At 70.4% G+C, this 17,615-nt stretch carries 14 protein-coding genes and 2 pseudogenes; 13 read left to right on the forward strand and 3 right to left on the reverse strand.

Going from position 1 to position 17,615, the window contains the following annotated elements:
- Positions 1 to 243, reverse strand: a 243-nt coding sequence (locus tag BMZ82_RS14095) for a transposase (protein ID WP_143098857.1), incomplete at its 3' end; no start/stop codon positions are given.
- A gap of 463 nt (positions 244 to 706) precedes the next feature.
- Here BMZ82_RS14095 and BMZ82_RS14105 point away from each other — a divergent pair.
- Positions 707 to 1,230, forward strand: a pseudogene (locus BMZ82_RS14105) (Tn3 family transposase); the annotation flags it as partial.
- Between the two features lie 45 nt (positions 1,231 to 1,275).
- Here the strand turns inward: BMZ82_RS14105 and BMZ82_RS14110 are convergent.
- Complete coding sequence (locus BMZ82_RS14110; RefSeq protein ID WP_093775714.1) at positions 1,276 to 2,034, reverse strand: SDR family NAD(P)-dependent oxidoreductase; 759 nt, start codon at positions 2,032 to 2,034, stop codon at positions 1,276 to 1,278.
- A 147-nt stretch (positions 2,035 to 2,181) separates the two neighbouring features.
- On the opposite strand from BMZ82_RS14110, the gene BMZ82_RS14115 reads away from it, so the two are divergent.
- The 12 genes and pseudogenes from BMZ82_RS14115 (at position 2,182) to BMZ82_RS14170 (ending at position 16,019) form a co-directional block, all read left to right on the forward strand.
- Positions 2,182 to 2,817 (forward strand): TetR/AcrR family transcriptional regulator, encoded by a 636-nt coding sequence (locus BMZ82_RS14115; RefSeq protein WP_093775489.1) that lies wholly within the window; start codon positions 2,182 to 2,184, stop codon positions 2,815 to 2,817.
- Positions 2,818 to 3,355: 538 nt separating this feature from the next.
- Complete coding sequence (locus BMZ82_RS14120) at positions 3,356 to 3,796, forward strand: MarR family winged helix-turn-helix transcriptional regulator (RefSeq protein WP_093775491.1); 441 nt, start codon at positions 3,356 to 3,358, stop codon at positions 3,794 to 3,796.
- Positions 3,797 to 3,825: 29 nt separating this feature from the next.
- Positions 3,826 to 5,655 (forward strand): MFS transporter, encoded by a 1,830-nt coding sequence (locus BMZ82_RS14125; protein WP_093775493.1) that lies wholly within the window; start codon positions 3,826 to 3,828, stop codon positions 5,653 to 5,655.
- 27 nt (positions 5,656 to 5,682) lie between these two features.
- Positions 5,683 to 6,249, forward strand: a complete 567-nt coding sequence (locus BMZ82_RS14130; protein ID WP_093775495.1) for a cysteine hydrolase family protein — start codon at positions 5,683 to 5,685, stop codon at positions 6,247 to 6,249.
- Positions 6,246 to 6,818: a YbhB/YbcL family Raf kinase inhibitor-like protein gene (locus BMZ82_RS14135; protein WP_093775497.1), complete on the forward strand. Its 573-nt coding sequence runs from the start codon at positions 6,246 to 6,248 to the stop codon at positions 6,816 to 6,818. Before BMZ82_RS14130 ends, BMZ82_RS14135 begins: the two co-directional genes overlap by 4 nt.
- A 530-nt stretch (positions 6,819 to 7,348) precedes the next feature.
- A complete protein-coding gene (locus BMZ82_RS14140; RefSeq protein WP_093775716.1) occupies positions 7,349 to 7,960 on the forward strand; it encodes a flavin reductase family protein in 612 nt (203 codons plus the stop codon).
- A gap of 59 nt (positions 7,961 to 8,019) precedes the next feature.
- Complete coding sequence (locus BMZ82_RS14145) at positions 8,020 to 8,385, forward strand: hypothetical protein (protein WP_371271213.1); 366 nt, start codon at positions 8,020 to 8,022, stop codon at positions 8,383 to 8,385.
- A 259-nt stretch (positions 8,386 to 8,644) separates the two neighbouring features.
- Positions 8,645 to 9,142 (forward strand): annotated as a pseudogene (locus tag BMZ82_RS41775) (hypothetical protein); the annotation flags it as partial.
- Between the two features lie 54 nt (positions 9,143 to 9,196).
- A complete protein-coding gene (locus tag BMZ82_RS14155) occupies positions 9,197 to 10,567 on the forward strand; it encodes a hypothetical protein (RefSeq protein WP_093775718.1) in 1,371 nt (456 codons plus the stop codon).
- 8 nt (positions 10,568 to 10,575) lie between these two features.
- Positions 10,576 to 11,973: a VWA domain-containing protein gene (locus BMZ82_RS14160; RefSeq protein WP_177244490.1), complete on the forward strand. Its 1,398-nt coding sequence runs from the start codon at positions 10,576 to 10,578 to the stop codon at positions 11,971 to 11,973.
- Between the two features lie 57 nt (positions 11,974 to 12,030).
- A complete protein-coding gene (locus tag BMZ82_RS14165; protein ID WP_093775503.1) occupies positions 12,031 to 13,155 on the forward strand; it encodes an ATP-binding protein in 1,125 nt (374 codons plus the stop codon).
- Positions 13,152 to 16,019, forward strand: a complete 2,868-nt coding sequence (locus BMZ82_RS14170) for a DUF5682 family protein (RefSeq protein ID WP_093775505.1) — start codon at positions 13,152 to 13,154, stop codon at positions 16,017 to 16,019. The genes BMZ82_RS14165 and BMZ82_RS14170 overlap by 4 nt, the downstream gene beginning before the upstream one ends.
- Here BMZ82_RS14170 and BMZ82_RS14175 read toward each other — a convergent pair.
- On the reverse strand, positions 16,012 to 17,580 hold the full coding sequence (locus BMZ82_RS14175) for a hypothetical protein (RefSeq protein WP_093775507.1): 1,569 nt from the start codon (positions 17,578 to 17,580) through the stop codon (positions 16,012 to 16,014). The two genes, BMZ82_RS14170 and BMZ82_RS14175, sit on opposite strands and share 8 nt — an antisense overlap.
- Between the last annotated feature and the right edge of the window lie 35 nt (positions 17,581 to 17,615).

Here is a 17,615-nt window from a genome sequence, read left to right on the forward strand (position 1 = left end):
AACTTCCATCTCCAGCTCACGGTTGCGGCGCTCGAGTTCCTTCAGGCGCGCCCGCTCGTTCACCGTCAGTTCCGCATTGGGGGCCGGTTCCTGTTGCTTCTGGTATTTCTTCACCCAGCCGCGTAGCGTCTCCGAGTTCAGCTCAAGCTCCCGGGCGACTTCGGAGATCGTCTTGCTTGACCTCAATGCGATCTGGACGGCTTCCTCACGGAACTCCGGCGAGTACTTACTGGGTGGCGCCACTTCTTCCTCGTTTCCTTGTTCAGGACAACCCTATTGGGTGCCTGTCCGGAAACTTCGTGGCCCCTCACCCCCGTGCGGGTTTGGGTGGACATGCCGGACGAGTCCATCAAGCGAGCCCTGGCCGCGACCGGGGCCGAAGGAGCCACAGCACGGGCAGAGCCACAACCCTGATCGGGAAACTCCACGGTGAGGGTGCGTCGGCAGATGGGCCTGGAGACCACGGTGTTGCGGCGTAGAAGCCGGGGCCGACTTCGTGGATGAGGCCGGCGGCCCACCGATTCACGGTGATGGTCTACTTCGGCCCGAAGGGCGGCTGACGGCACAACTACAGATCGCCGGCCTCGTTCAGAATTCCAGGCTGCGATCTTTCCAGTGGTCCCGTCGTTGGGATGGTCATGGAACTGCCGACCTCGCGCCGGAAGCCGCATGTGCCCTCGTTCGGAGCTTCCTGCACTTGTGCGACAGCTACGGCGCGTGGGAAGACCTGGCCCGCAACCGCGTGAACCTGAACAAGTAGGCGTTCGCCGAGTACGGGCGCATCGCCAGGGCCGAGCACCTGCTCCGCGTGGTCGACCCGGTCGACGACACCTACCGCCGTCAGATGAACGGCAGCTCACCGTGCAGGAGTCCCGCCACCGGCTCGCCCGCGACGTGTGCCACGGCAAGCGCGGCACCATCCACCAGGCGTACCGCGACGGCATGGAGAACCAGCTCGGCGCGCCCGGCCTGGTCCTCAACGCCATCGTGCTCTGGACGACGAAGTACATCGACGCCGACGCCGACGCCGCCCAGCTCCAGGCCGAGGGCCACGAGATCCAGGACGAAGACATCGCCCGGCTCTCCCCGCTCAAGCACCGCAACCTGAACCTGCTCGGCCGCTACAGCTTCACCGCTGTCCTTCCGGCCGCCGGCGCCCTGCGCCCGCTTCGGGACCCTGATGCGCCGGAGTTGGACGAGGGTGAGGACGAGTCGGTCGGCTCGGAGTGAGTCGGGGCCGTCACCACCTACTTCCCTACCGGCCGTCGCCCGGCGTCACAGGAGGGCGCCGCCGGAGACCTCGATGCGCTGGGCGGTGACCCAGCGCAGTCCTTCGGAGGCCAGCGTGGCGATGGCGTCGCCGATCTCCTCAGGTTCGCCGACGCGGCCGAGCGCGGTCTGTCCGGCCAGAAGCCGGCGCATTCCGGCGTCGTCCCGCATCGCTCCGCCGTTGAAGTCGGTGGCGGTCGGCCCAGGGGCGATGGAGTTGACCCGGATGCCGCGAGGTCCGAGTTCTGCGGCGAGGGTGCGGCTCAGAGCTTCGACGGCGGCCTTCGAGGCGGAGTAGGCGGAGGTGGCGGGGCTGGTGTGGCGGGTCAGTGACGTCGAGACGTTGATGACCTGGCCGCCCTGGGCCAGCAGCGGCACGAGCGACTGGATGAGGAAGAACGTGCCCCGGACGTTGGTGCCCATCACCGTGTCGAAGTCGTCGATCGTGACAGTCTCCAGCGGCCCGAAGACTCCCACTCCCGCGTTGTTGACCAGGATGTCGAGTCGCGAAGTACCCCAGCGCTCGAGCTGCGCGCCCAGTTCGGAGGTGAAGGACGCGAAGGAGGAGACGTCGCTGATGTCGAGCCGGAGAGCAGCGGCAGTCCCACCCACGGCCTGCACCTGTTCTGCCGTCTTCTCGGCCCCGGCCGCATCGCCGCGGTGGGTGACCACGACCCGCACTCCGCGTGTGGCCAGGGCGATGGCCGCGCTGCGCCCGAGGCCGCGATTCGCACCGGTCACCAAAGCGATCTTGTCGATTGTCATGAACATCCTCCACCGTGCGACAACCAGGACGCGTCCGGGTGCCACAGATCAGAGGCGAGTCACTCGACTCGCCTTGCTGGTGCACCGTAGGCGGACCTCCCGAGGCGAGTCAAGTGACTCGCCTCGGGGCTGCGGCATACTCTCCGCATGGCAGCAGAACTCACCGCGCATCACCGCAGGCTCGCCCAGCAGAAACGCGAGGCGATCACCACCGCAGCCACAGACCTGTTCTTGGACCGTGGCTACGACGGCACCTCCCTCGCGCGGATCGCCGAAGCGGCCGAAGTCTCGAAGTCCACCCTGTTCAAGCAGTTCCCCACCAAGGCGGCCCTCTTCGAGGCCATCGTCACCGAGTCCTGGCAGCGCGACGCCGGCGATACCGTCGCCCGGCCACAGGCGGGAGATCTGCGCTCCGGGCTGACAGCCATCGGCCACCGCTACGCCGATCTGATCGGCCAGCCCCGCATGACAGGCCTGTTCCGGATCGTCATCGCCGAACTGCCTCGTTTCCCCGAGCTGGGACGGATGCAGTTCCAGCTCGGCAAACTGCCCTACTTCGCCTCCGTCCAGCACTACTTGGAATCCGAGCATGAGGCGGGCAACGCTGATGTGCCCGACGCCGAGAGCGCCGCGAACCAGTTCCTCGGCATGATCGCCAACTACGTCCTGTGGCCCCGCATGCTGCTGACCGGCTGGAACCCCGCAGCCTCCGACATCCACAACGCCGTCGAAGAGGCCGTCCAGACCATGCTCGCCAGATACGCCCCCGCCCCGCCGGCCTGACTCGTAGCCGGAACGTCGACACTGACGCGCGATGCCAAAGACCGCGACGCTTTGACCTGCGATACCTGTCGGCAAACGATGGCGAGTTCAAGCGGTCAGCGCATCACTGCTGTTCAGGAGGTCGGTGCCCTTGGGGAGGTGCTGCCGGAGCGGTCGGTTGGTGTTCTCGTCGGTGCCTCGTTGCCACGGGCTCTGCATCGGCGCCCCGAGCGCCCGCCCGATCAAGCTGAGCGATTGCCCTTTGCGCCGTCGTCTCCAGATCTCATCCCGCTGAGCAGGCGACTACCCGTGGTCGCGCACCTGTGCCTCCACGATCACATGATCATCCGTGGGTAGTGCCTTGATCGCTTGAGGGTGCCACCGTTTTGTGCGAACGCTCGACGTCGGGGTCGGTGCCGCTCGGGGTGGACCCCCCGTCGTCGGCGCGGCGATGTTCGTCCTGGCGGCGGGCAGGTCCGCGCTGGCCGCCACGCTTCTCCCGGGAGGGGGCACGGCCAGGCGGATTTACTAAGGCTGACTGATAAACTAGCCTTAGCATATGAACGATGATCTGGACCCCGACGAAGTCGCCTCGGTCCTGCTGGGCGGTCTCAGCGTGCTGGTGCGACGGGTACGTCAAGTACCGATCGACGGCGGACTCACGATGCCCGAGCGGACCGCCCTGTCGCACCTGGACCGCTCGGGCCCCACCACCTCCTCGGCGCTGGCCCGGGAAGTGCAGATCACGGCACAGGCCATGGGGGCGACACTCGGCGCGCTGCGCGCCCGTGGCCTGGTCGAACGCCGCCCGGATCCGAACGACGGCAGGCGCGTGGTGCTGACGGTGACCGAAGCCGGTCTGCAGGCACTGAAGAACAAGCGCAACGCGCGGGCCGAACTCATCGCCCGGGCCCTGACCAGTGGCAAGTTCACCCCCAGGGAGCTGGAGCAACTCGCGGCGGCCGCGCCGCTGCTGGAGCGGCTGGCCCAGAACATCTGACGCCGACGGAACCATGAGGAGGCAAGCTGATGACGGATCCTCCCAGGACGCGCGCCCCGGGCCGCTCGGCCGGTGACCGGTACAAGTGGACGGCGCTGACGAACACGACCGCGGCGGTCTTCATGTCCGCGCTGGACGGCTCCATCGTGCTGATCGCGCTGCCGGCGATCTTCCGCGGTGTGCACCTGGACCCGCTGGCCCCGGGCAACATCGCCTACCTGCTGTGGATGATCATGGGGTACCGGCTGGTGCAGGCCGTCCTGGTGGTCACGGTGGGTCGGCTGGGAGACATGTACGGCCGGGTCCGGATCTACAACTCCGGGTTTGCGGTCTTCACCTTCGCGTCGATCCTGCTGTCCTTCGACCCCTTCGACGGCGGCCACGGAGCGATGTGGCTGATCGTCTGGCGGGTCGTGCAGGCCGTCGGAGGGGCGATGCTGGCTGCGAACTCGGCCGCGATCCTCACCGACGCCTTCCCCAAGGAGCAGCGCGGCTTCGCCCTGGGCATCAACCAGGTCGCCGGCCTGGCCGGAATGTTCCTCGGCCTGGTCGCCGGAGGGCTGCTGTCGGCCTGGGACTGGCGAGCGGTGTTCTGGGTGAACGTGCCTGTCGGCGTGTTCTTCACGCTGTGGGCCTACCGCACCCTGCGTGAGACCGGCAAGCGCGCCGGCGGCCGGATCGACTGGTGGGGCAACACAACCTTCGCGGTGGGCCTCAGCGCGGTCCTGATCGCGGTCACCTTCGGCCTGCAGCCCTACGGCGGACACACCATGGGCTGGACCAACCCGCTGGTCGACGGGCTGATCGCCGGCGGGCTGGTTCTCCTGGCGGCGTTCGTCGCCATCGAGAACCGCGTCTCCGCACCGATGATCCAACTGGGTCTCTTTCGCCTGCGGGCCTTCACTTTCGGGAATCTGGCGGGCCTGGGTATCTCGATCGGCCGCGGCGGGATGCAGTTCGTGCTGATCATCTGGTTGCAGGGCATATGGCTTCCGCTCCACGGCTACGACTACGGCGACACGCCGCTGTGGGCCGGCATCTTCATGCTGCCGTTGACCGCGGGCTTCCTCGCGGCGGGCCCGGTGTCCGGGTACCTGTCCGACCGGCTCGGTTCCCGGGGTCTGGCCACTGGCGGTGCGGTGCTGTTCGGCGCCAGCTTCCTGGGCCTGATGCTGCTGCCGATCAACTTCAGCTACTGGATCTTCGCCGTGCTGATCGCGCTCAATGGGATCGCCAGCGGCATGTTCGCCTCCCCCAACTCCTCCTCGATCATGGGCAGCGTGCCCGCGCAGTTGCGCGGTGTCGCCTCCGGCATGCGCGCCACCTTCCAGAACTCCGGCACCGCCGTTTCCATCGGCGTGTTCTTCTCCCTCGTGATCGCCGGTCTGGCCAATAGCCTTCCGCGCACCCTCTCCACCGGCCTGCAAGAGCAGGGCGTAGCGGCCCACGTCGCCACCCAGGTCGGCGGCCTGCCCCCGGTCTCGTCCCTGTTCGCCGCCCAACTGGGCGTCAACCCGATCGAGCACCTGCTCCAGCCCAGCGGCGTCCTGACCCACCTGACGGCGGTGCAGCAACAGACCCTGACCGGACGTCAATTCTTCCCGACCGTGATCTCCGGGCCTTTCCACTCCGGCCTGGTCATCGTGTTCGCCTTCGGCGCCACCCTCGCCTTCCTCGCCGCGCTCGCCTCCCTTCTGCGCGGCAACAGCCCCACCGCCAAGACCCCCGGACCACCAACAGCCGCTACCGGCACCACCGTTGCCGCTGCGACCGACGACGGGGGGAGACGACGGGGCATAAACGACGGGGCAGAGACGACGCGCGCGGAGACCAGCATGCGCCCTGATCCCGGCAACTAGCCGATATCCACAAGAGAAACACCCCCCATGACACTGACAGCGATCGACCGCACGCCCGCACTCGTCGTGATCGACCTGCAAGAGGGCATCGTGGCGGCCCACACCGACAGCCGGACGACTGCCGCCGTCAAGCAGGCGACCCACCTGACCGCCGAGTTCCGGCGACACGGCCTGTCCGTGATCCTCGTCAACGTCACAGGACGGGCGCCGGGACGCACCGAAGCCCAGCGGTTCGGGAGCAGCGCCGCACTTCCGGCCGACTGGGCCGACCTCATCGACGAACTCGACGTCCAGCCGACCGACCACCTGATCACCAAGCGGCGGCGCAGCGCATTCCACGACACCGGACTCGACACCCTCCTGCGGGACCTGGGCGCCACCCAGATCGTGCTCGCCGGAATCGCGACCAGCTCAGGTGTTGAGTCGACCGCACGCTCGGCCTCCGACTACGGCTACCACGTCGTCCTGGCCACCGACGCCATGAGCGACCCTGATGCCGACGCCCACCGCCACAGCGTCGAACGCGTCTTCCCGAAACTCGGCGAGACCGCCACCGCCACTGAAATCATCGACATGATCGAGGCAACGCGATGACTCTGCTGGGCCGCATCCTGAGCAACCGCAGAGCAGGCGAGACCCACGCGGCGTGGAATCTGCCCAATTTGCAAGGCCCCGAACTGCTGACCCTCACCAGTCGGCACTTCGGCGACGGCGACTCCATTCCGCTGGAGCACTGCCTGAAGAACATCGGCGGCGACAACCTGTCCCCCCACCTGGCCTGGACCCCGCCGCCGGCCGGCACCGCCCAACTCCTCCTGGTCATCGAAGACATCGACGTCCCCCTCGCCAAGCCCGCCGTGCACTGCATGACCCTGATCGAGCCGGCAGTCGGACACCTGGAGCCCGGTGCCCTCGACGCACGGCAGCCGTCCACCGGAGTGCAGTTGCTTCGGTCCACCATCGGGCGCGGATACCACGGTCCCGGGCCCATCAAAGGCCACGGGCCACACCGCTACACCTTCCAGTTGTTCGCCCTGGCGACCCCCGTGGACAGCACCCCCGGCACAACGCCAGTGGCCCGGGTACGGCCCCGCGCCCTCCTGCCCGCCACCACCTCACCCGTCCTCGCCCGCGGCCGACTGACCGGCACCTTCGAACGCTGACACCAGTCCCCGGGCCCCCACACAAGCGGCTGTAGCCGGTTGGACAGGCGGGGCGCATCGACGGCGAGGTCGTCGTCGAACCCGACAAGCATCTGAGGCTTGTTGTCGGGCGGTCTGCGGTGGAAGGTCTATGTCCCGGGCGGGGTGAGGGAGGTGGCGTGGTGTTCGCGCTTCGCCCTTGCCGACGTTCAGGCCGAGGCAGACGTCGATGTCGCTGGTGTCGATCACGCGGTGTCCTCCGGTCGCACTCGTCCGGCCTGCCGCGGCACTGAGCGCCACATTCACACGACGAAGAACCTCCCGGCCTGCGAAAAGTCGGTGGTCATGCTTACTCCGAAGGCCGGTAACCCCGTTGTGGGGCTACGAAGACGGTCATGGGGGGCGTCGACCGCCGGAGGGGTCAGCACGACTGGCAGCTCTTGCTGCACCTCGACGGCCCGGTGTCGGTCGTCTCGGGGTCGCTTTCGCGGTTGAGCCCTGCCGCTGACCTGGTGATACCGGCTGCGGCCCGGCGCGGGATACTGATCGGCATGCGTATCGACTTCGATCCCCGGGCCGTGGACGCCAGAGCGTTCTATCGGCTGTTGACCGCAGTGGTGGTGCCCAGGCCGATTGCCTGGGTTTCCACAATCTCGGCAGCGGAACCGTCCCGTGCGAATCTTGCCCCGCACTCCTTCTTCACTGTCGCCTGTACCGATCCGCCGATCGTTCAGTTCACGTCCGTCGGCCGTAAGGACACGTTGCGTAACGTGGAGGCCACCGGTGAGTTCGTCGTCAACTTCGCGGCCGAGCCGCTCTTCGAGCAGGTCAATGCGAGCGCCGTTGATTTTCCCGCGCACGAGGGCGAGTTCGACGCCGTGGGTATCGAGCGGGAGCCGTCGCTGCGCGTGAAACCGCCCCGTGTCGCGGCCTCGCCCGTGGCGTTGGAGTGCCGACTGCACTCGACCCTGGGCATCGGCAACTCCACGTTGGTCCTCGGCGAGGTCGTGCATGCCGCCGTACGGGAGGACGTCATCGTCGACGGCCACCCCGACATCCGGCGGCTGCGGCCCCTGGCCCGGCTGGGCGGCGACGAGTGGAGCACGATCGGCGAGGTCCGCGACCTGGCACGCATCGCCTACCGCGACTGGCCGCAGGCCTGACCGCCGCACTGAATGCCGTACTGACTGCCGTCCGACGCTGTCGAACGTATCCTCGAACCATGACGACTCGGACGGCTCGCTCCATGACGTTGTGTGACAGCGTCGACGCCGACGGTTCCTGGCGTTCGCTGTGGTCGAAGAACTCGGCGCTGTCGATCGGCTCGGTCGACTCGTTCCTCTCCATCGGCTCCGTGGGCAGCGCCCTGTCCGTGGCCTCGGTCGGCAGTTTCCTGTCCGTGGGGTCCGTCGGCTCCGCCGCCTCCTTCGTCTCCGCGGGCTCCTGGCTCAGCGCGGGTTCGGCCCTGTCCGCCCGGTCCACCGGCTCCGTACTGTCCTGGCGTTCCCGGGGCGGGGTCCTCGCCGGCGCGGCGACGGTCGCCGGGCTGGCGGCGCTCTACACCTGGACGTCGGGCCGCCGCCGCTGACCGGTCCCCCCGGTCAGCCGGCCGGGTCGACTCCCGTTCCCGGACCACGAATTCGTCGGTCCCGTACGGGAACACCCGCACTCCCACCGGCGTGTCGTCCCCCTCGCGTCCACCACCTCCTCCCCGCCGACCGGCATGCGGACGGCGTTGTCAGTGGTCGCCAGTAAGTTCGTCGGTGTCGCTTCGTTCCGGTGCGACAACTCCCCTGTGCTGCGCCGTTTCGGCGTGCGGAGCTTTGTGCTGCAAAGGAGATGGTGTGTTGTCGGACTGGGAGAGCGCGAGTACGGCCCGGGTGCTGCCGCCCGCGCGACCGCGAAAGCTGGCCAAGGTCCCCTTCGTCGAACTGGCCGACGGACGGTTGCAGGGCGTGGTCTCCAGCGGGTCGGACATCGAGCGGGTGTACGTCTCGTCGGTCGCCGCCGGTACGTACGCCTTCGCGTGCAGCACCAACAACAACCGGCCCTGCGGCGGCGCGCGCGGCTCGTTCTGCAACCACATCCGCGCCCTGATCACCGAGGCCGTCCTGCAGTACGGCGCGGACCGCGTCGCCCGCTACCTGCGCGTCGAGCCCGCGGGCGGCGAGGCGGACGCCGCCGCCCTCACCGCCGCGATGACCGGCACCCACCCGGCGCAGGCGGACGGCAAGGGGGCCGCCGCCTCCGTCTTCAGCCGGTTCCTGCGCCACCTGGGCTACCTGGAACTGGCCCCGGTCACCGTCCCGTTGCCCGAGCTGCACTGGTTCCCGCCGACCCGGGCGACGGGCTCGTCCGGCACGGCCCGGGTCCGGGCCCAGGAGGACACCGGTCGGTTCATCGCGACCGTGGCCGGGCTGGACGAAGCTCTGGCTGCGGTCGACGCCTTCGATCGGGCCCTGGTAGCCGGGCTGCTGCGGCCCCGGCCCGACCGGGTGGGGGACCTCACCGGCCTCGGCCGCGCCGTCGCCGGCAGTCCGCTGGCCGCGCGGGTCGCCGAGGCCGCCGAGAAGGCCGCGGCCGGGGCCGCGAGCGAGGACCACTTCGTCGCCCTCGCCGCCGCCCGCACCGCCCTCTTCGGTGCCGTCCACGACGCGCTCACGGCAGGCGTCGACGAGGCGACGGGCCGTACGCGGGAGGAGCGCGCGGCGGCGGATCCCGCCGCGCGACCGGCGGTGAACCTGCTGGCAGCCGCCCGTACTTGGCTGTCGGACCTCGCGCGCGCCGGCTGGCAGGGCATCGACCACGACCTGGCCGGCGGTGCCGCACCGATCGTCTCCGCGATGCTCCCGCACCCCGAACTACGCCGTTTGGGCACCCTGTTGGACGGTTTCGCCGCCGAACTCGCCGCCTCCTGCCCCGGCGCAGCCCTGGAGCGGATCCCGGCCCGCCGCTGGGGCGACCTGTGGTCCCGCGCCCTGCTGCTGACCCGGCCCGGCGCCGCCGGGCAGTCCGCCGCCGGTACCGCCACCGGCCGTCTGCTGCCGCTCGGCGTCGACCTGCACGAACACGCCACCGCCGCACAGGCCCAGGTCCACGCGGTGTTCGAACCCGCCGACGGCACCGCGCCCCGCCTGGTCCGGGCCGCCGTCTCGGTGCCGAAGCCGGACACCGTCGTCGAGGCCGGCGTCTGGCAGCTCCTGCGCCCGCACCTGTCGCTGCTCGCCGCCCTCGGCGAAGGCCGGGCGATGGAGCTCGACGCCATGCCCCTCACCGACGAGGGTGACCTGATCTGGGACGACACGCGAGCACGCAAGGGCGACCAGGCCGACGCCCTGACCACCGCACGGGTCCTGCTGCCGACCGCCACCGCCCTGCCCACCGCGCCCCTGGACCGTCACCCCGCGCGCATCGCCGAGCCGGTGTTCCTGGAGGGCTACGTCAGGAGCCAGGACGGCGACACCCTCACCTTCGACGTCGCCGGACAGGCCCTGTCCGTCGACACCGACCGCATCCCGACCGCGAGCCCGCTCACCCCCGAGGCGGTAGCCGCCTCCCACGCGTGCATCGGCCTGCTGCGCTGGGACGGCGGCGGGTTCCGGCTCCAGCCGCTCGCCGTCGAGACCACCGTGCGCAAGAAGACCGTCGCCGTCCACGCGGGCGCGTGGGCCGGCGGTACCACCGACAAGGCAGGCGTCCGGGCCGAGAAGGCCGCCACCGACGCCGTGACCGTCCTGCGCGAACGGGCGGGGAGGCTGCTGCGGAAATGAGCGACCACATGCTTGAGGCAGTCCCCGACGACAACCGCCGACAGGTCCTCTACTGGCGGCTGCTGGCCCGCCTCTTCGACCCCGAGGAGCAGGCCGGCCTGGAATCGGCGAGCCTCGCCGTCGTCGAGGACATCGGCCTGCCGCCCGCCCTGCTCGACCCGCAGACCGCCGTCGACTCCATCGTGCAACGCCACCCCGAACTCGCCCCGGAATTCGACGGGTTGATGGTCCCCGAGACCGAGACCGACGCCGAGACGGCTGATGGTGACGGTGACGGTGACGGTGACGGTGACGCGCGGGATCGTGCGGCCGAGGTGCGGCGCGCGGCGCTCGTCTCCAAGGTGCTGCTGAACGTCTTCGCCACCGGCTCCGGAGCCGTCGGCGCCGGGCAGTTGTCCCGCTGGCAGAGCGACGCCGGCTGGCTGGAGCGCGCGCTCGGCTGCCGGCCGGGAGAGCTGCGCGGCGGTCGGGGCCCGACAGCCGACGCCGGCGGATCCGCTCCCGCCATCGCCCCCACCATCGGCCCGGAACTCGGCGCCATCGAGGCGGACCTCGTCCGGCGCATGCACCTGCGCGAAGTGCTCGCCGACCCCGCGCTCGCCGCACGGCTCACCCCGAGCATGTCGCTCATCGAGCAACTGCTGCGCGACAAGAACAACCTCTCCGGTGTCGCCCTGGCCAACGCCAAGGCCCTGATCCGCCGTTTCGTCGACGAGGTCGCCGAAGTGCTGCGCACCCAGGTGGAGAAGGCCACGGTCGGCGCGATCGACCGCTCGATCCCGCCCAAGCGCGTGTACCGCAACCTCGACCTCGACAGGACCATCTGGAAGAACCTCACCAACTACAGCCCCGAAGAGGAACGCCTCTACGTCGACCGCCTCTACTACCGCCACACTGCCCGCAGGACGACCCCGCAGCGGCTCATCGTGGTCGTCGACCAGTCGGGCTCGATGGTCGACTCCATGGTCAACTGCACCATCCTGGCGTCGATCTTCGCCGGCCTGCCGAAGGTGGACGTCCACCTCATCGCGTACGACACCCGTGCCATCGACCTCACCCCCTGGGTGAACGAGCCGTTCGAGGTGCTGCTGCGCACCAAGCTGGGCGGGGGCAACGACGGTCCGGTCGCCATGGCCATGGCCCGGCCGAAGATCGCCGAGCCCAAGAACACCGTGCTGGTGTGGATCTCGGACTTCTACGAGTTCGGCCGCTCGCAGCCGTTGTTCGAGGGCATCGAGGAAGTCCACCGTTCCGGCGTGAAGTTCATCCCGGTCGGCTCGGTGACCAGCTCCGGGCGGCAGGAGGTCAACCCCTGGTTCCGGGAGCGGTTCAAGACCCTCGGCACCCCGGTGATCTCCGGCCACATCAACAAACTCGTCCACGAACTCAAGACGTTCCTCACCTGAGATTCCTGAGATTCCTGGGACTTCTCCCTCCTCACGAACTTACGAGAAAGGCACTCCATGTCCGACCTCCTGCGCGCCCCCGCCGAGTTCAAGTACGCCGAGGAACTCGACTGGCTGGAGTCCGTCGACGACAACCCCAAGCCGTTCTCCTGGCGCCTGTCGCCGAAGATGGTGCGCCTGTTCATCCTCGGCTCCGAGCGTGCCGACGGCCTCGACCGGGAGATCGCCCCGAAGTGGTTCGGCGACCGCAGTTTCGTCGAGCGCTCCATCGTCACCCTCGCCTCCGACCGCGGCCTGCTGCTCATCGGCGACCCCGGCACCGGCAAGAGCTGGCTCGCCGAGCTGCTGTCGGCCGCGATCTCCCGCAACTCCACCCTGGTGGTGCAGGGCACGGCGGGCACCACGGAGGACCACATCAAGTACTCGTGGAACGTTTCGATGGTCATCGCCAAGGGCCAGTCGCGCGAGTCGATGATCCCCTCGCCGATCATGACCGCGATGGAGTCCGGCTCGATCGGCCGTTTCGAGGAACTCACCCGCTCCACCAGCGACGTCCAGGACGCGCTGATCTCGATCCTGTCCGAGAAGTACATCTCGGTCCCGGAGCTGGGCAGCGACCAGGACAGCGACAACATCGTGTTCGCCAAGCCGGGCTTCTCCGTCATCGCCACCGCCAACAGCCGCGACCGGGGCGTCAACGACCTCTCCTCGGCACTCAAGCGCCGCTTCAACTTCGTCCGCATCCCGGTGGTGACGAACAAGAAGAGCGAGGCGGAGATCGTCCGCTTCCGCACCGAGGAACTGCTGCGCCGCCACCAGATCGAACTGGACGTCCCGCCCACCCTGCTGGACGTGCTGCTCCAGAGCTTCGCCGACCTGCGGGCCTCCGCGGCGGCCGCCGGCAGCGACGACGAGAAACTGGAGTCCGCCCTGTCCACCGCCGAACAGATCGGCGTCCTCGAGGACGCCATCCTGCACAGCAACTTCTTCGGCGAGCGCGCCCTGACCGCCCACGCCCTCGCCGCCTCCCTCGTCGGCTCCCTGGCCCGGCGCGAGCCCGAGGACCTCGCCATCCTCAACAAGTATCTGCACGGCGTCGTCGAGCCGCGCAGCAAGGAAGAAGGCGGATCCTGGCCGGAGTTCCTCCAGGGCGGCCGCGACGCGATCGCGAACCTGTCATGAGCGGCGGCACCTTCGAGGCACTGCGCGGCCAACTGCACGAGGCGGCAACAGCGTTCGCCGACGGACCGGGAGCCCTGGAGGGCATCCTGCGCGGCATCGTCGACGACGTCGAACGCGCGGTGCGCGAGCCGCTGGAGATCTTCCCGGTCTGCCACCACTCGCCGGCCTCGGCGATCGCCATGGCCCGCCGGCTGCGCGAGAAGCAGCCCAAGGTGGTCTACCTGGAGCTGTGCGAGGACATGGCCCCCCTCCTCACCGAACTGCGCAACTGCCGCCTCCCGGTGGCGGTCCAGGCGTTCGCGTCCGAGATCGAGGGCTTCCCCGCCGACTGGGCGCCCCTCTCGGTGGTCGCCCCGGTCACCGAGGCCTCCGCCGAGTACCAGGCCATCGCCTACGCGCTCGACACCCCGGGCGTCGAACTGGTCCTCGTCGACCGCTCCTCGGACCACGTCTTCCAGTGGGACACCCGGCCCGCCGACGAGCCGGACCAGCCCGGCCCCGACGCACCGCAGGCGGAAGAGGACGCCGCCCTGCACGGCGACGCCGTCGGCGTGGAGATCGGCGACCTGCGCCCGCGCTTCGCCGAAGTGGAGGAGCACCTCCTGCGCCACGGCCGGGTGCGGCACTGGTCGGAGTGGTGGCACCAGTACGTCGAACTGCCCCTCGGCGACAGCGACCACGACACCTACCGCCAGGTCATGCTGCTCATCGGCAGCCTCTTCCGCCGCCTAGCCCCCGGCGACCCCGCCAAGACACGGGTCGACGAGGACCGCGAGCGGTACATGTGGACGAGGATGCGCGCGCACCTGGCCGCCACCGGCACCGACCCCGCCGACTGCCTCTACGTCTGCGGCGCCTTCCACGCCGCCAGCCGCGTCGCGGAGTTCGGCGTGCACGGCAGCGACACCTTCACCATCAGCCCGCCGACCCCCACCAAGTGGCGGCACGGCCTCATCCCGTCCAGCCACGCGGCGATCGAGGCGCAGTTCGGCCTCGCCGCGGGCTCGGTCTCCATCGCCGCGACGGAGTGGGCGAAGAACGTCAAACGCACCGGCGTCCGCCCGTACCGCCTGGAAGGTCAGGCCGACACGAAGAGGACCACGAAGCAGCCCACGAAGACGACCACGAAGCCGAAGAAGGCCCTGCCCACGGCCCCCGCCGACGCGGCCCCCGCTCTCACCGCCTCCGCTCACACCACCTCGCCCGCCGACCGCCTCACCGGCTTCCTGCAACGCCCGCCCGCCCTAGACGCCCTCGACGAGGCCGAGCTGCTCGGCTGGTCGGTGGACATCGTGCGGGCCGCGCGCCGCAGCGGCTACCTCGCGTCCACCGCCGACGCCATCGCCGTCTTCGAGACGTCGATCCTGCTGGCCGGGATGCGCGACCGCGCCAAGCCGACGCCGTACGACTTCCAGGACGCGGCCGTCACCTGCATCGAGAAGGACGCCGTACCGGGACGGCGGGACGTGGGGCGGCTGGTCGAGATCATGATGGGCGGCGACCGCGTCGGCCGGGTCGGCTACGACGCGCTGCCGCCGCTGGCCCGTGACGTGCACGACCGGCTCGCCCCGCTGCACCTGCGGCTCCAGCAGAGCGGCGTACAGCGCGCCCTGCTCGACATCGCCTCCCGGCCCGAACTGGAGCGCTGCTCCGACCTGTTGTGGATGCTGCGCCGCCTGCTGCCGGCCGGCGCCGCCCGGCCCATCATGGGCGAACGGCGGCTCGGCGAGCGCCCCATCCAGGAGTCCTGGGACCTGGCCCTGGGCACCCATCAGCGCGCCCTCATCGAACTCGGCTACGAGGGCGTCAGCATCGAGCAGGTCCTCGAACAGCGGCTGCGGCGGGCCGCGTACGCCCCCCAGGCCACGGCGGCCCAGGTCCTGGCGGCCGTCGAGGACGCCACGCTCCTGCTGCGCAGCCGCCGGCTCGCCGACGAGCTCGGCACCCGGGCCCTGGAAGTCCTGGCGAGCGAGCGCAGCGTCGACGGCGCGCCGGAGGTGCTGCGCCGCGTCCGCCGCCTGCTGGCCTACTACCGCACCGCCGAACCGGTGCTCCCGCCCTGGATCGAGTCCTTCGTCAAGACCGGCTACGCGCACTACTGCACCCTGCTGCCGACGGCGTTCACCGACGACGACGCGACCGTCCGCCAGGTCGCGGCGATGCTGGGCTTCCTGTTCGGTATGGAGAGTCTCGCCCTGTCCCTTGGCTGCGACCGCGCCCAGCTCGAACTGTCCCTCGCCCAGTCCCACCCCACCGAGCCCTCCCGCACCGCACTGCTGTGGGGGGCGCAGACCCACCTGGGCACCCTGGCGCGGACGGCGCTGCGGGCGCGCTGCGAAGAACTGCTCGGCAACCCGCTGGTGGTGCCCGCCTACCCGCGCTACCTCAGCGGGTTCGTGCACGCCCTGGAACCGGTGCCGGGCCTGGCCGACTTCGTCGTCGAGGCCGTGTCGAACGCGTTCGCCCGGCTCCCGGACCCGGTGCTGCTGCCCTGGCTGCCGACCCTCATCACCACCCTGCGCGCCAGCGGCACCGAGCTGGCCCCGCTGCTGATCCGCGAGGCCGGCCGCGTCTTCCCCGCCCGGCTCACCGAGCTGGACACCTGGATACCGCCGTGGCGACTCCCGCAGGAACCGCCCCGCGCGCACCCGGAGCCGACGGCGGGCACCGCAGGCACCCTGCCCCTCCTGGCCGCCCACCCCGCGACCTGCGACGCACTGGCCGACCTGCTGGGCTACGACGGAACGTGGCAGACGCACGACGTCACGCCATCCGGATCATGCGGATCGTCCGGAGCGGCTGCGCTCCTCGCCCGGCATCCGCGGACCGCGACGGCGCTGGAGGCGCTGCTCGCCGTCAACTGACGGGCAGAGCCGCCACCAAGGCGCGGATGGCACCTTCCCCCAACGCCGGGTTGGCGGCGGCGTGTTGGACCAGTTCCTCGTCGTCGAGGAGTTCCGTCAGCCGGGCGGGCGGCAGGTTCGGGTGGCGGGCGAAGGCGGCCCGGACGGCGGGCTCGGGGTCCCGGGTGAGCCGTTCCACGGTCGCCGGCGCGGTCCCGGGGTCGCGGGCGGCCAGCGCTCGGACGGCGGGATCCTCGTCGTCGGCGTGCACGGCCAGCCCGTCGGTGGGGAAGTCGCGCCGGGTGAGGAGATGTGCGCGCTCGGGCCCGGTGTACTCCAGGAAGCAGCGCAGCAGGAGGGCGGGTGGGGCGTCCGGATGGTTCTGGGCCAGCAGGACGCGCACGCCGAGGTCGCCGTCGGCGGCCAGCCGGGCCACGAGGTCCGGTGGCAGTGTGCGCTCCCGCGCCGCCTCCCGGCGCAGCATCGGGTGACCGGAGAGCGCGTCCCGGCGGACGGCCTCGGGGTCCCTGGGCACCAGCCGCTCGGGGTGGAAGCAGAACGGCTCGTCCAAGGGGACCTCGTAGGCGATCGAGGCCCGTTCCGCCTCGGTCCACGCGGGGTGGACGGACACGGACAGCCGCACCTTCGGGTCGGGATCGGCCGCGAGGAGTCGGCGTTCGTCGTGGTCGAGGTCCGGGTGGCGGGCGACCATGCGGCGTATGCCGGGGTCCGGATCCGAGACCAGGGCGCGCCGCTCGACGCGGCCGAGGTCCGCGCGGCGCGCGATGCGCCAGCGGACCTCCGGGTCCGGATCGGCGGCCAGCGAGGCCACCACATCGGGAGGAAGGCTGGGGTTCGCCGCGATCGTCGCCCGTTCGTCCGCACGGGCCGGGGCGGTGAGGACACTGTCCACGACGGCCCGGCTGAGGGCGTCGTGCAGCAGCATGCCGGTGCGGGCGTGGCAGGAGTGGACGGGCAGCGCGCTCTCCACCCACGCCGGATCCTCGTGCCGCAGTTGGTCGGCCGCCTGCTCCCGGACCTCGTCGTCGGGGTCGCGGAGCAGCGCGGCCCGCGTCTCGGCCGGCAGCCACCCCCACATGCCGACGCCCCAGGCACGGACCTTCGCGTCCGGATGCGTCGACATGGAACGGCGCAGTCCGAGGGAGAACTGCCAGTGGAAGGACCCGCCCAGGCATTCGCCGTCGTACGTGTTCATCATGTGGACGACGGTCTCGTCGGGCAGTGGCCGGATGTCCTCGTGGGAGGCGCGCCAGGGCCCGTCGGCGAGGATGGCGCGCACCCGCCACTCGGGGTCGTCCACCAGCCGTGCGCGGGCGGCCGGGTCGACGAGGCGGTTCCTGGCGAAGTAGGCCCGGGTGCGGGGGTCGGGATGCCCGATCACCGCGTCGACGACCGCCTCGGGCAGCACCCGGTCCCGGCACAGCACCATCCGCGCCGCGAGCGGGCCGTCCGCGAGCAGCCGCAGCAGGACGTCCTGGGGAGCGGACGGATTGAGGGCCAGTCCGGCGAGCCGCCGGGTGGGCAGATCGGCGTCCTCCCAGATCTGCTCGGGTGTCGGCATGCTGTGTCCCCCCTTACGACGTTCCCCTACGGCGT

The organism is Streptomyces sp. yr375 (assembly GCF_900110755.1).
Lineage (GTDB): Bacteria > Actinomycetota > Actinomycetes > Streptomycetales > Streptomycetaceae > Streptomyces.